The organism is Acinetobacter sp. RF14B (genome assembly GCF_006864105.1).
Taxonomy (GTDB): Bacteria; Pseudomonadota; Gammaproteobacteria; order Pseudomonadales; family Moraxellaceae; genus Acinetobacter; species Acinetobacter lwoffii_C.
This window is the reverse complement of record NZ_SMTB01000001.1, coordinates 1-13,633: the sequence shown is the minus strand read 5'-3', so window position 1 is coordinate 13,633 and position 13,633 is coordinate 1. Positions and strand designations below refer to the sequence as shown.

At 44.4% G+C, this 13,633-nt stretch carries 12 protein-coding genes and 1 pseudogene; 9 read left to right on the top strand and 4 right to left on the bottom strand.

Annotated elements, in window-relative coordinates:
* Positions 1–50: 50 nt before the first annotated feature.
* On the bottom strand, positions 51–686 hold the full coding sequence (locus E2K52_RS00065) for a YqiJ family protein (protein ID WP_151202946.1): 636 nt from the start codon (positions 684–686) through the stop codon (positions 51–53).
* Positions 687–1,024: 338 nt separating this feature from the next.
* A complete protein-coding gene (locus tag E2K52_RS00060; protein ID WP_151202944.1) occupies positions 1,025–1,567 on the bottom strand; it encodes a hypothetical protein in 543 nt (180 codons plus the stop codon).
* A gap of 324 nt (positions 1,568–1,891) precedes the next feature.
* Here E2K52_RS00060 and cysD point away from each other — a divergent pair, with 324 nt between their 5' ends.
* From cysD to E2K52_RS00045, 3 genes are all read left to right on the top strand, one after another.
* Complete coding sequence (gene cysD / locus E2K52_RS00055; protein ID WP_151202942.1) at positions 1,892–2,806, top strand: sulfate adenylyltransferase subunit CysD; 915 nt, start codon at positions 1,892–1,894, stop codon at positions 2,804–2,806.
* Positions 2,807–2,928: 122 nt separating this feature from the next.
* On the top strand, positions 2,929–4,542 hold the full coding sequence (gene cysN, locus E2K52_RS00050; RefSeq protein ID WP_151202940.1) for a sulfate adenylyltransferase subunit CysN: 1,614 nt from the start codon (positions 2,929–2,931) through the stop codon (positions 4,540–4,542).
* Positions 4,543–4,692: 150 nt separating this feature from the next.
* Positions 4,693–4,965 (top strand): hypothetical protein, encoded by a 273-nt coding sequence (locus tag E2K52_RS00045; RefSeq protein ID WP_151202938.1) that lies wholly within the window; start codon positions 4,693–4,695, stop codon positions 4,963–4,965.
* Positions 4,966–5,534: 569 nt separating this feature from the next.
* Here E2K52_RS00045 and E2K52_RS00040 read toward each other — a convergent pair.
* Both E2K52_RS00040 and E2K52_RS00035 read right to left on the bottom strand, forming a co-directional pair.
* Entirely contained in the window at positions 5,535–6,893 is a 1,359-nt protein-coding gene (locus E2K52_RS00040; protein ID WP_151202936.1) for an ATP-binding protein, read from the bottom strand.
* On the bottom strand, positions 6,893–7,561 hold the full coding sequence (locus E2K52_RS00035; protein WP_151202934.1) for a response regulator transcription factor: 669 nt from the start codon (positions 7,559–7,561) through the stop codon (positions 6,893–6,895). Before E2K52_RS00035 ends, E2K52_RS00040 begins: the two co-directional genes overlap by 1 nt.
* 141 nt (positions 7,562–7,702) lie before the next feature.
* Here E2K52_RS00035 and dsbD point away from each other — a divergent pair, with 141 nt between their 5' ends.
* From dsbD to E2K52_RS00005, 6 genes and pseudogenes are all read left to right on the top strand, one after another.
* Entirely contained in the window at positions 7,703–9,631 is a 1,929-nt protein-coding gene (gene dsbD / locus E2K52_RS00030; protein ID WP_151203041.1) for a protein-disulfide reductase DsbD, read from the top strand.
* Positions 9,628–10,473, top strand: a complete 846-nt coding sequence (locus tag E2K52_RS00025; RefSeq protein WP_151202932.1) for a TlpA disulfide reductase family protein — start codon at positions 9,628–9,630, stop codon at positions 10,471–10,473. Before dsbD ends, E2K52_RS00025 begins: the two co-directional genes overlap by 4 nt.
* Positions 10,474–10,494: 21 nt before the next feature.
* Complete coding sequence (dsbG, locus tag E2K52_RS00020; RefSeq protein WP_151203040.1) at positions 10,495–11,241, top strand: thiol:disulfide interchange protein DsbG; 747 nt, start codon at positions 10,495–10,497, stop codon at positions 11,239–11,241.
* 333 nt (positions 11,242–11,574) lie between these two features.
* Complete coding sequence (locus tag E2K52_RS00015) at positions 11,575–11,982, top strand: cation efflux protein, CzcI-like (RefSeq protein WP_201798506.1); 408 nt, start codon at positions 11,575–11,577, stop codon at positions 11,980–11,982.
* Between the two features lie 47 nt (positions 11,983–12,029).
* Positions 12,030–13,352 (top strand): TolC family protein, encoded by a 1,323-nt coding sequence (locus E2K52_RS00010; RefSeq protein ID WP_151202929.1) that lies wholly within the window; start codon positions 12,030–12,032, stop codon positions 13,350–13,352.
* Position 13,353: 1 nt separating this feature from the next.
* Positions 13,354–13,633, top strand: a pseudogene (locus E2K52_RS00005) (efflux transporter periplasmic adaptor subunit); the annotation flags it as partial.

Below are 13,633 nucleotides of genomic sequence, written 5' to 3'. Positions count from 1 at the left end.
TGCGAAATATATCTTTCTGGTTGCAAACATAGATGAATTGCCAACAGACCCTAATACTCTATAGCTTGGAAGCCATTTTTAGTTTTTTGGGTTAGCACAACTATCTGACCTTGCTGAAGAATATGATTCTGTTCTGGTTCAACCAGTACATAATGCGTATGACCATATGGATCACGCACCTTGGCCTGTGCAGGAGAATTTAGCTTCGCTTCACCTAAAATAATAATGGCTTTGCATCCAAGCAGCTCGTCACTATAGAGGGCTGTGGTTTCCTCCTGAGGAATAACTTTAGTGGCCAGCATTGCCCACCAGCGTACAACAGGCATGCACAGCAACAGACAGGCAGGGGTGATAATCCAAACGTTGAACAACTGATTGCTAAAATATTCAAAAATGCCTTGAATCAAGAAGCCGCTCAAACCAAAACAGGTCAGAAAAATAATCAGCCAGATAAAAAAAGGTAACTGGCGAATATAAAGCCAGTCCAATACTTTAAACAATATTCCCGAATTCTGTTCAACTGCAATATCGGCCTGTACGGCGTCATGGGGCCAGAACTGCTCCAGAATATTCTGCGAGCCACCTCCTAGAATCAATAGTACGCACTCCAAAGCTGCAAACATCAGCATCAGGCTTAAGCTGATACTGAATACGATATTTGAAGGATGAGTGAACAGTTCCCACATTGCTGTTGTCTCAAATATTTATGGTTATGGTCAAATATATAATGGATAAAAGATAACAGTTATCATTCAAATTGTATCCAATGGATTACATAAAATACTAGAATGAAAATTGAAAAAGTCTAGTATTTAATGTTATGCACTTAAGGAGAGTTAAGCATAGAAAAAGATCAAGCGCAAAGTTTTTAATCATAAATTCATTTTTATAATATTTATTAGATGAATGGACATATAAAAGTAAAAACAAGAAAATTCAAGCATGAGGGGGTGTATAAAAGAGAGAGTAGGGAAAGTGAGTATGATGATCCTACTCTGGAGGGGAGAAGCGTTTGTAGAAGCACTTAAAGTAGGGCTGTTTGGATGCGAACTTTCATGTCCAGCGCCTGCTGTAAAAGATAAGATTTCATCCATTTCACCTGCTCACCCATCGGGTTGGTTTTGACTGCGCTTTCCAAAAACTGAAGTTCAGGCTGATTAAATAACTGTTGCTGTAAAGCCTGTTCCAGTGTCTGGGTATTTGCAGAGAGCGGTAAAGCCACCAGATAAAAGGCTTTAGGGTAATTATAAAAAGCATAAAGCAGGTTAAAGGCCTTTTGATCACCTTTTAGATTACCGGCACCAATTTCATAAGCAGCATTCTGGTTACTGTAGGTAATACCGAGCAGATACTCCCAATGTCCTTCCTGTTGGCGCAAACCAAACTGGATGCCGATCTGGTCTGCCGTCAGTTCATGCTGCAGATAAATATTTAAAGGGCTGCCATCTTCAGTCAATGGTTCCTGTAATACCAAAATAGAGGATTGATGCTGATAGAGATAGCCAGCAAGCCGTGCTTTTTCTAGGGAGGCTTTTAAGGTTGCAAGATCGAAAGTGTTATAGGGCATATAAAAGAATAAAATTTAGAGGGTAAATTCCTGCAACTCTAGTTTTTTTCTATCGCTTGTGAACCCCACTTTAGTTGATTTTTCTATTATATTTTTTTAAAAAAACTATAAAAAATATACTAAGGAGGAGGCTGATGGAATGGTGCTAGTTTAGCTTGAAATTTGGATTCACTAAAATTGATAGTTGATATTAGTGAAGTTTTATATGAGCTTTTGAGATATGAATATCATAAAACAAGCAATCGTTATAAAAAGTTACTCTCTATAATAATTATAAATTTCTATAAAGTGTCATTAAGTACACGTGTAATCCGCAGGTTGTCCATGTCATTAAATGAGGAAAGACTTACTCATCTTAAACAGCTTGAAGCTGAGAGTATTCACATCATTCGCGAAGTTGCTGCCGAGTTTGAAAATCCGGTTATGCTTTACTCAATCGGTAAAGATTCAGCTGTTATGCTGCATTTAGCCCTAAAAGCGTTTTACCCTGCAAAACTTCCATTTCCTCTACTGCATGTAGATACGGGCTGGAAATTTAAAGACATGATCACCTTTCGTGACAACATGGCAAAAACCCATGGTTTTGATTTGATCGTTCATCAAAATAAAGAAGGTCGCGACGCAGGCATCAATCCATTCGATCACGGCAGTTCCAAATATACTGACATCATGAAAACTCAGGGTTTGAAACAGGCACTAGATCAGTATGGCTTTGATGCAGCCTTTGGGGGCGCGCGTCGTGATGAAGAAAAATCACGTGCAAAAGAACGGGTATATTCATTCCGTGACAGCAAACACCGTTGGGACCCGAAAAACCAGCGTCCAGAACTGTGGAATCTGTATAACGGTAAAGTCAACAAGGGCGAAAGTATTCGTGTATTCCCATTGTCGAACTGGACAGAGCTCGACATCTGGCAATATATCTATCTGGAGCAGATTCCAATTGTTCCATTGTACTATGCAGCGAAACGCCCGGTAGTTGAACGTGGCGGCACCTGGATCATGGTAGATGATGAACGCATGCCACTGAAACAAGGCGAAGTTCCAGAAATGAAATCGGTACGTTTCCGTACACTGGGCTGTTATCCATTAACCGGGGCAGTCGAGTCAGAAGCCGATAGCTTGCCTGAGATTATCCAGGAGATGTTGCTTGCAACCAGCTCTGAACGTCAGGGACGTATGATTGACCATGATGAAGCGGGCTCGATGGAAAAGAAAAAACAGGAAGGCTACTTCTAATTAATCTCCCACCTAACCCTCTTTTGGTGCAAGAGGGGGAATAACCATTCTTTTTATGAAAGAAAGATGGAGGTGCGTGAAAGATTAAAACTGATTTCTAAAGCATTTGTGGAGTTTGAGCCATGTCTCATCAATCAGAACTGATCAGCCAGGATATTCTGGCTTACTTAAAGCAACATGAAAATAAAGACCTGCTGCGTTTCCTGACTTGCGGTAATGTAGATGATGGCAAGTCGACCCTGATCGGTCGTCTGTTATATGATTCAAAGCTGATCTATGAAGACCATCTGCAAGCGGTAACCCGGGATTCAAAAAAAGTTGGTACGACTGGCGATGCACCTGATCTGGCTTTGCTGGTTGATGGCCTGCAAGCTGAGCGTGAGCAGGGCATTACCATTGATGTGGCCTACCGTTATTTCTCGACTGAAAAGCGTAAGTTCATCATCGCGGATACGCCGGGACATGAGCAATATACCCGTAACATGGCGACTGGTGCGTCGACTGCGGATCTGGCGATTATCCTGATTGATGCCCGTTATGGCGTACAGACCCAGACGCGCCGTCATACCTTTATTGCCAGCCTGCTTGGTATTAAGAACATTATTGTTGCCATTAACAAAATGGATCTGGTGGAGTTTTCTGAAGCACGTTTCAACGAGATTCAGGCCGAATACACCAGCTTTGTGAATCAGTTAGGGGATCGCAAACCGGCGAATATCGTATTTACCCCAATTTCGGCCTTGAATGGCGATAACGTGGTGAACAAGTCTGAACACACACCGTGGTATACCGGGCAGACCTTAATGGGGACGCTTGAGTCGGTGGAGGTTTCTCATCAGGCAGACAAACAGGAATTCCGTTTACCTGTACAGTATGTCAATCGTCCAAATCTGGATTTTCGCGGGTTCTGCGGTACAATCGCGCTCGGTGAAATCGCAGTAGGGGAGGAGATTGTGGCCTTGCCGTCGGGTAAAAAGTCGACGGTAAAAGAAATTGTGACTTTTGATGGTAACTTGCCACGTGCCTTTGCAGGTCAAGCCATTACTTTGACGCTGAATGACGAGATTGATATTTCTCGTGGCAACATGCTGGTCAAAGCAGGGGATACACCTTTGGCATCACGTTCAGTTCGTGCTTCTGTGGTATGGATGAATGATCAGCCTTTGGTAAAGGGCAAGCTTTATAATGTGAAGCTAGGTACACAAATCGTTCCTGCCAAAGTGGAACAGATTAATTACCGTGTGGACGTAAATACACTGGAAAAAACTCAGGTAGAGCAGCTTAATCTGAATACGATTGCTGATGTCGTCATCGAGTTTGATGCGCCTGTGGTCTTTGACCGTTATCAGGACAGTCGCCATACCGGTTCGTTTATCTTTATTGACCGCTTAAGTAACGTAACTGTCGGTGCCGGCATGGTTGAGGAAGCGGTTGAATGGTTAGTTCATACCAATCCTGTTACTGCTGAAGATCGTGCTGCACGTCTAGGGCAGAAGCCTGCGATAGTATCTGTATCTGCCCAAGCTCTGGAAAGTGCCCAAGCCCTAGAAAGCCTGTTAATTCAACAAGGTGTGGTTGCTCTTGCCAAATCAGGTTTAACCGCAGAGCAGGTTGCGCTGCTTCGTGAAACGGGTGTGGTGGTTATCACTGAAGTGAGCGAAGGCGCTGATGTGACTTATGTTCAAGAAGCGGTTGAAGAACTGACTGAAAAAATTGTGGAATTGGTTCGTCTATAAGACAGGACTGTTTTGAGAAACAACCCGCTAATATATGGCGGGTTTTTTTATGGTTTCAAAGATGACTGGAATGAATTAAAGAAATACTTAAAAGTCAATAATTCACATAAGTATTCACTCTGTATAGAATCTGTCTAAGAGGTGAATATAATGAAAAAAATTCTAGTTTTATTAGGACTATGTTTGGCTTTTGGGGCGGAAGCGAAACAAAATGGACAAAGTACTGAAGCGATTAAGCAAAAAATGATTCAGCAATCGATTGAAAGTTATCCGGGAAATTGTCCTTGTCCATACAATACTGCAAAAAATGGGAGTCGATGCGGTAAGCGTAGTGCTTATAACCGGGCGGGTGGGTATAAGCCGCTTTGTTATCCAGAGGATATCAGCGATCAGATGGTGAGAGCATATAAAGGCCGTGCTTAGAGCCCATAAAAATAGCAATCACAGATTAGGTGGGGTGTTGGAGGGGGGATTGAACCGATTCTAAAAGCCATTTTATCTATGCTTAAACTCTTAGTGCCTTGACCATACCTATAATTAAAACCGGCTTTAGTGAGTTGAAAAGGCTACACCCAGAATATCATCGTGTTAGTTTGTCATATACAGGCATTCTATTCGCGCCGTGTTGTGATGTCAGGCATGGATTTTGGATGGTGCTAAGTGTTTTTTTTAAGTCAGAACACGCCAGGCACTTCTGATGCAGATTATGATAAGAAAAATAAACAGATATAGAAGAAACTCACTGGTTATCGAGGTCGTCTGGTGAAGTCTGTAGTAATGGATAAGAAAGAGCAGAAGTATGATGCTAAGAAGATAAAGCATTAGGTTTTTTAATATTAATTGTTATAAGCGGCATATTAAGTACGGGCGTGGAAAAATGCAAAAATAGTCTTGCTGATCAGTTTCTCGCTGCTCATCTTCAGGATGAATGTGTACTTCATTATGTCTGCAATTGATCAGGCCTAAATCCTGAGTTTTTTCTGATCATGTATTTAGTCAGACAATGGACTTAATTTAACCATTAAACCATGTGGCTGAGCAGCCTGAAATTCCAGATGGTAATGATATTTTCTTAAGAGCGTTTTAACCAAAGACAGACCTAAGCCATGACCGGGTTGCTGGGAAGATTTACGCCAAAAGCGCTGTCCCAGATTCTCCATTTCAGTTTGATCCAATATACTGCCGTTATCTTGAAAAATCATAGATTTATCTTGCATAGATATAGAAATAACATCGGCATGTGCATGCAAAGCCGCATTCTCCATCAGGTTTTTTAAAACCGTATATAAGGCAAAGTCTGGCAGCTGAATGCTGGTCAGGCTTTCCCAGTCGATATTCAGGCTTGACTGGAGCGCAGGATAAGCTGGTTGCAGGTCTTGAATAACTTGTCTTAATACGCTTGCTACTTCTGTTGAGCCTAATTCTTCTATTTTATTGTGTTCCAGAGAAGAAAGCGTTAAAAGCTGCTCCAGAAGCTCGGCATATCTGCGGATACTGGTATCGGCCTGCTGTAAATTTTGCTGTAACTTGGGCGATGCCTCGTGCTGTGCCATCAACTGGGCCAGCTGGACATGGGTTTTAATGGCAGTTAAAGGACTGCGTAATTCATGGGCGGCATAGGCCGTAAAGACTTTTTCATTTTCCAGACTATGATGCAGCTTTTGAATCAGTTGTGTTGAATTGTCGACGAAAGGCTGTACTTCATGCGGAATATGTCTAGGGTCAAGATCGGTTAAATATTGGGTTGCCGCCGTCAGGGTTAAATTCTTTTGACTTAAATGCTGGGCGATGTCATCCAGGCTTTTAAATTCCCTGCGAATAATCAGTACAATCAGGATGGTACAGATCAATAAGGAAAGCATCAGGGGAATAAGTACGGATCGTAAAATCTGCTGTAACAAGGATTCACGCAGGAACATGCGCTCAGCGGCGACAATCTGTATATCACCTTTACGCAGTACATAGCTGCGCCATTCAATGCCGCCAGATTGCCAGGTGCTGAATCCAGACGGCTGTTGGCTCAGGTTGGCAGGCGCTCCCCGGGTTTTGGCCAAAACCTGCTGGCCCACTGAAATATCCGAGCTGAACAGAGACACTTCACAGGCAATCAGGTTTTCAGCATCTGCCGATTTATTGGGTTGCTGTATCAGTTCATGATGAATGGCTTGCACGGGAAGTTGTTGAATCAGGCGCGCCACCATATGCGCCGATGCAGAAAGGCGTTGATCCAGCGTCTCTTGCAGGCGTTTTTGCAGGTCAATGTACAGCCAGGCAAAAACGATACTCCATAAACACAAAAAGACCAGTAATAAGCTGATGACCAGACGCCATTTCAAACTGTAGCTACGCATCAGCTTTCCCCGGGAGCTTTAAACATATAACCCACACCACGGATGGTCTGGATAAAATCAGCATTTAATTTTTGACGCAGATGGTAAATATGCACATTTAAGGCATTGCTCTCAATACTGTCCTGATAACCATAGAGTTTATCCAGTAGCTGCTCATTTTTCAGAATCTGGTTGGGATGACTCATCAGGGTCTCCAGTAAACTGTATTCACGTCTGGACAGCTGAATGGCCTGCTGCTGATAGAACACTTCCTGGGTATCGCGATTCAAGCTGAGGTCTGCAAACTGCAAGATATTCGATGAAAAGCCCCGATGGCGCCGGCTAAGGGCATGGATACGGGCAATCAGTTCATCCAGCTCAAAAGGCTTGGTCAGATAGTCATCAGCGCCCAGGTTTAAGGCTTCTACACATTGCTGAGTATGTAAACGTGCTGTCAGCACGAGTACAGGTAGATGAATCTGGTCCTGGCGCCACTGTTTTAGTAACTCCAGGCCATCCTGATCCGGCAGTCCCAAGTCGAGCAGACACAGATCTACGGCGCTATGGCGGACAAAATAATCCGCTGTACGTGCTGTACTGACATGCTCTACAGAAATATTTAAAAAATCCAGAGCTGCACAAATACTCTGCGCAATATAGGGATCATCTTCTACCAGGACGACGAACATACTCTTTCCTTCCGATACTGTGTCTATTTTATAAATGATTCTGCCTGTTAATGCTCCCTTAATTTTAGATTCCTGATAATGGCCGTGATGAAATGAAACGAGATAGGGATGATGGCTTGGATTTGCAGAGTATTTTGGATCATGGTGTGCATAGGACTAAATAATGCCTATGCTGACTATCTGCCGCCTGATCAAGCTTTTCAGTTCCAGGCGGTATCGACCAGCCAGGATAAAGCCGAACTCACCTGGAAGATTGCGGATGGTTATTATCTTTATCATGATCAGTTGAAAGTCAGTCAGGGGCAAACACCGCTCAAGCTGAATTTGCCGGCACCTCAAGATAAGGATGATCCCAATTTTGGTCTGACTCCAGTACATTATGGGCAAGTCAAAACGCAGATTAAAGTACAGCCCCAGCAAACGCTGAGTATTCAGTGGCAAGGTTGTGCAGAAAGCGGCTTATGTTATCCGGTACAACGCAGCACGATTCAAACTGATGCTGAAGGGTTGTTGCCTGCCCAGAGAATCACTGAAACCAAAAAGCTGTTAAATCTGGACTCTACTGCTAATGCTGTGTTGCAACCTGAACCAGTCGCTGAACCGGGACTGGTTCAGGAAAAAAAACCAGCGCCAGCAGCAGAAAATTTAAGTAATAAAGATATCGAAGAAATATCTGAAATTCCGGTCTTGCTGCCGCAGACTGAACCAGTCGCTGATAAAACGCTGACACCGGCCGCAAGTGAAGTCAGTCCTCAGACAGAACTTCAGACACCGGCTGATCAGGCCACAAGCCCTATGCAATCTCAATGGAATAATGACCAGTTCTTTTTTAGCCTGCTTTCGAGCCAGAATCTATTGATTAATTTACTGGTGTTTTTAGGACTCGGCATCCTGTTGGCTTTTCTACCCTGTTCCTTGCCTCTGATTCCTATTCTTTCGGGAATTCTGGTTCAGCGTAAAACCGGTTACCGGGCTGCATTGATTGCAGGTGCTTTTGTTGTAGGTATGGCGATTGTCTATGCGTTGATGGGACTGGCAGTGGCGCAATTAGGTTATAGCTTCCAGCGGTGGTTCCAAAGTCCGGCATTCATTGGCTTTTTTGCTCTTCTCTTTGTTCTGTTTGCTTTTAACCTGTTCGGGGCGTTTCAACTGTCCTTGCCACAGGGGCTGTTACAGCGTCTGGACCAGTGGCAGCAGCGTCAAAAGGGCGGCACATTGTTCGGTGCCTTCTTGATGGGTGTGATCGCGGCCTTGATTGTAGGCCCTTGTATGAGTGCGCCGTTGGCCGGAGCCCTGTTATTTGTTTCTCAGTTGAATCAGCCTGTGATGGGCGCCAGCTATTTATTTGTACTTGGCTTGGGTCTTGGCTTGCCGATATTTATTGCTTCAGTATTTGGGGCAAAATATTTACCTAAACCCGGTGTATGGATGGATCGTCTTAAATTCAGCTTTGGTTTTGTGATGCTGGCTCTGGCGATTTATTTTATACGTCCCTTCATTCCGGGAGTAGTATATTTTAGCCTGTTGGGCTTGACCCTGTTATTACTTGCAGGCTATTGCCTGCTGAAAATGCTGCCTCATTTATCACGGGTAATTCCGAAAACCATAGTGGCGGTGTTAAGTCTTCTGTTTGCTGCCGGAGGTATTTGGCAGCTTAACCAGGCTGTTGCCCAGCTTAATATCACTCAGGCAGAACGCGTACTGGAATGGCAGAAGGTAAGCACGGCAGAGGAGCTGAGCCGCGTACTTGTCCAGTCTCAAGGACAAGCTGTCATCATTGATGTCTATGCCGACTGGTGCGTAGCCTGTCAGCCTATTGAGCATGAAGTGTTACCACGTGAAGATGTACAGAGGGCGCTGCAGGATATTGTGAGGATTAAGTTGGATCTCACTCATTACCATCCAAGTCAGGATGAAATATTAAAACAGTGGCAGATTCTGGGGCCGCCGACCATGATCATGCTGGATGCTTCGCAGCAGGAGCAGCGCAGACTTCGACTGACCGGCACATTTAGTGCAGAGCAGCTACTGACACGATTAAAACAGCTTCAGGCAGGAGGACAGCCATGATTTCTTCTGAAGCCTTACATCTTGGTCCGTTGATGTTGCCTTGGACACTGATCATTCTTTTAGTCGCCCTACTTGGAGTGTCGATTGTCGCTCATCTGGTTAGCCGGAAACTGAATTGGGACCCAGCGATCTTTCAGGTGTTTCAGGACTCCCTATGGACCAGTGTGTTGATCGGGCTGATCGGAGCACGAATGGTTTTTATCATGCTGCATTGGGATGCGTATTCCACTTCCATGATCGACATCTTTAAAATTCAGGACAAGGGATTTCATTTAATTGGCGGTGCTCTCTTCGGATTGGGCTGGTTTTTCTGGAAAAATAAAGGTTTGGCTTATACCTCGAGGCTTAGCTTTGTCTTTATTTTTACGCTGCTTTTAGGTACAGGTATAGCGCTGCAAGCCAGTGTGAAACAGGAAACACACTTCCCGGATTTAAGCTTTTCTTCTTTGAATCAAACCGGGGAAACAGCAGAGCAGATCGCACTCCAGCAGTTCGCCGGACAGCCTACGGTGATTAATATGTGGGCCAGCTGGTGTCCGCCGTGTCATCGAGAAATGCCGGTTTTACAGCGGGCCCATGATCAATATCCTGACATTTATTTTATCATGCTGAATCAGGGTGAAGATGGCGTCACAGTCCGTGATTATTTAAAACGTTATCAGCTTGATTTTAAGCATGTATTACTTGATCCATATGGGGAGCTGCCTCAACAGCTGAATATGTTCGGCTTGCCTAGTACCTTGTTCTTTAATGCACAGGGCCAGCTGGTAGAACGGCATATGGGGGAGTTAAGTCCTGCAATGTTGCAGCACTATTTAAGCAAAATTTCTCTACAACCTTAACTTGACCGGGTGAATTTTATGATGAGACTGACACAACGCACGTTTATTTTTATGTTGCTCGCAGGCAGTACAGCCTTTGCTTCAGCCGCGACAGACCTTAAAACACAGATTACGCAGGAAGGCTTTCAGTTTGTGAAGCAAATTCCTGCACCCAGCGGTATGACTGGTTGGGTTGGGCATAGCAATCAGCATCCTGGAACGGTATTTATTTCTAATGACCAGAAGTATTACATCCAGGGTGACTTATATAATGCCAAAGGAGAAAACCTGTCGATTGAAGCCATGAATCAACATGCCAAACAGGCGGTTCTGGATGATGTATGGAAGACTCTGGAAAAAGCCACCTGGATTCAGGATGGGCAAAAAACAGCGCCACGTATTGTCTATGTATTTTCAGATCCTAATTGTCCTTATTGTTATCAACTTTGGCGAGAGGCACGTCCATGGGTTCAATCTGGCAAAGTCCAGTTACGTCATATTCAGGTCGGGGTAATCCGTGAAGAAAGTCGGGCTCAGATTGCCACCTTGTTGAAGTCCAAAGATCCGGTCGCCGTGTTTGCCAAGATGAATGCGGATAAAGCCAAGAATCGCTTGAAACCGGCGAGCAGCATTCCTAAAGAGATTGCAGAAAAAATTGACTTTAATGAAGGCTTGATGGAGAAATATGGGTTTTTCTCAACGCCGTCTATGGTCTGGCGCGATAGTAAAGGAGAGTTTAAATCTGCCCAAGGCATGCCGCGTGATTTAAAAGAAATCTTTGAGAAATAAAGTCCTCAATCGAAACTGTCGGTAGCGAGGTGCTGGATCAGCATGAGCAAGATAAGGGCTATTTCGGTTTGAGATTTCAGAGCAGGTAAACTACAAAAATCCAGGATTGAGCCTGATCAACCTGGATGATTGACAGGTCTGATGGAGCTTTGAACAGGCAGTATCAGTCCGCTCCAGGGCTGGCTTATTTATAATCTAGCAGGTATAAAAATATTCAGCCAATCTGAGCATCTAGGTGAATTAAGCTACTTATTCTGGATGAATTGAATAAAGTCTTGATAGACAGAGGATAGGCTCTATAATGGCAGATGAATCGCTTTATCTGGCTTTCTTATGCGTCTTGCAACATGGATTACAGTCTTGGTTGGATTGTTCATGTTCCAAAGTCTTTGGAATGTGGCAGCAGCCTTTTGTGCCCATGAAGAGCAGGCATCGCTACAGCGCTATCATTTCGGTCACCATCAAAATACTTTGTGTACCAGTGATAACCGACAACATTTGTATCATTCGCAGCTAGATCATTTAAAGCAAATCGGGAACGATTTTGAACTGGGTGAAGATCATCAGGATCATTTACCGTCGATGACACATTTATTGGTGCAAGATGCAAAAGTTATGATCGTTTTGCCCGTGTTCGAGACTCAGGTAATTCCAGAGTTTTATTGGAAAAACAGCTATCAGGCACCGGATCTTTTTCAGCAAAGCCCGCCTCCCGAATTATCCCCGCTAAAGGTGGGGTAGCCTAAAATATTCCCACCACTGTTATTATTTCAATAAGTGGGAAAATTATGTCTTTACAAAAAATGGCATTCTTGAGCCGTTATCTGGTGGTCGCTGTCTGTGCAGTCTGCGTGCAATATAGTTCTGCTGAAACGGTCAGCAGTTTTGAATCGGCTTTAGCAAAAGTACAAAACTATCAGGCTCAGGATCAGTTGTGGCAACAAGGCCAGCAAGTTTCTAAACTGAATATTCAGCAAAGCCGGTTATGGCAAAATCCAAGTTTAAGCCTCGAAAAGTCCGGATTTGGTTCAGATCAGGAGCAGGAATTCAGTATTGGCATCAGCCAGCCGCTAGACCTTTTTGGCGAGCGTAAGCTGAAGCAGCGTATGGCACAGACCTCAAATCAGCAAATCCAGTTACAGCAGCAATTATGGCAAGCACAAAGCCAGCTGATTGTGAAATTTGCCTGGTCACAATTGCTGCTTGCTCAGGTTGAACAGTCTGTCTATGCCTCACAATTAACCGTAAGTAAAGCTAATCTGGACAGTGCCCAGAAACGTTATCAGGCGGGCAGTATTGCACTGGTCGATTTTGAACGTGCCCAGATTGAAGCGCTAGATGTAAAACGGCTGTATCAGCAAGCGCTTTTGAATCAGCAGGTGGCTGAGCGTCAGCTCTCTAATTTATGGGGAGAAACGGCCGCAGCTATTCAGCCGAATAAAAAGGGGGTGCCTTGGCCGGAGCACAGTGAGCAAGTGGTACAGCGTTATATTGCACAAGGCTGGCTGGAAAAGCTGTATGCCTTGAATCTCCAGCAGTCGAATAATCAGATTGAAAACTTAAAAGTGCAGGCGCGTCCGAACCCGACCTTGAATGTGGGAATGAATCGTAGCAAGTCGCCGGATGAAAATAATGAAACGGTTTTAGTACTGGGCGTTGATGTGCCGCTGAATATTTTTAATCGTCAGCAATATACGATTCCTATGGCCCAGCAGCAACAGATCTTGCTCAATCAACAGCAACAACAGGAGCTGAAGCAGCAAATCTTGGATATTGCCAATGGCATGCATCAGCTGAAAGGCTTGCGCAGTCAGTTTGATGCAACGACTGAACAGATTGCCTTGGCAAGTAAAGTTCACAGCCGTACTTTGCAAGGTTTTCGGGCAGGAAAACTATCTACTACAGATGTCCAGCAGGCGACTACTCAGCTGCAAAACCTCCGTTTAGGACAATTACAGATTCTGCGTCAGGCCTGGCAAAGTGCCCTGACTGCTGAGGCGCTCAGTATCGGCACCAGCTATGAGGAGATCAGCCGTTCAGATGCCCATACCCAGCTGAATAAAAATGCCATTGCCGTATCACAAAATTTAATCAATGCAGGGGCGCGATAAAATGAACATGAAGCAAAATGGAAAATTATCCCAGCCTCTCATGATTGCGATTTTGATTGGGGTGACGATTCTGGTCGGCATCGCGATCTGGTTTAACAGCAAAAATACTCCCTCTGATCCACATGCGCATGAGGAAGATCATGGTCAACATGCGCATGCAGAGGGTTCTGATGAAGCGCATGCAGAGCAAGGCGAACATGGGGCAATACAGCTGACCGCCCAGCAAATGGCCGAACAAGGCCTGAAAATTGCGGTGGTATCTACCGGGATGGTTGAAAAGC

Excerpts from the sequence above, each read along its gene's own strand:
- E2K52_RS00065 (WP_151202946.1), bottom strand. The coding sequence starts at position 686 with ATGTGGGAACTGTTCACTCATCCTTCAAATATCGTATTCAGTATCAGC.
- E2K52_RS00060 (WP_151202944.1), bottom strand. The coding sequence starts at position 1,567 with ATGCCCTATAACACTTTCGATCTTGCAACCTTAAAAGCCTCCCTAGAA.
- cysD (WP_151202942.1), top strand. The coding sequence starts at position 1,892 with ATGTCATTAAATGAGGAAAGACTTACTCATCTTAAACAGCTTGAAGCT.
- cysN (WP_151202940.1), top strand. The coding sequence starts at position 2,929 with ATGTCTCATCAATCAGAACTGATCAGCCAGGATATTCTGGCTTACTTA.
- E2K52_RS00045 (WP_151202938.1), top strand. The coding sequence starts at position 4,693 with ATGAAAAAAATTCTAGTTTTATTAGGACTATGTTTGGCTTTTGGGGCG.
- E2K52_RS00040 (WP_151202936.1), bottom strand. The coding sequence starts at position 6,893 with ATGCGTAGCTACAGTTTGAAATGGCGTCTGGTCATCAGCTTATTACTG.
- E2K52_RS00035 (WP_151202934.1), bottom strand. The coding sequence starts at position 7,561 with ATGTTCGTCGTCCTGGTAGAAGATGATCCCTATATTGCGCAGAGTATT.
- dsbD (WP_151203041.1), top strand. The coding sequence starts at position 7,703 with ATGGTGTGCATAGGACTAAATAATGCCTATGCTGACTATCTGCCGCCT.
- E2K52_RS00025 (WP_151202932.1), top strand. The coding sequence starts at position 9,628 with ATGATTTCTTCTGAAGCCTTACATCTTGGTCCGTTGATGTTGCCTTGG.
- dsbG (WP_151203040.1), top strand. The coding sequence starts at position 10,495 with ATGAGACTGACACAACGCACGTTTATTTTTATGTTGCTCGCAGGCAGT.
- E2K52_RS00015 (WP_201798506.1), top strand. The coding sequence starts at position 11,575 with ATGCGTCTTGCAACATGGATTACAGTCTTGGTTGGATTGTTCATGTTC.
- E2K52_RS00010 (WP_151202929.1), top strand. The coding sequence starts at position 12,030 with ATGTCTTTACAAAAAATGGCATTCTTGAGCCGTTATCTGGTGGTCGCT.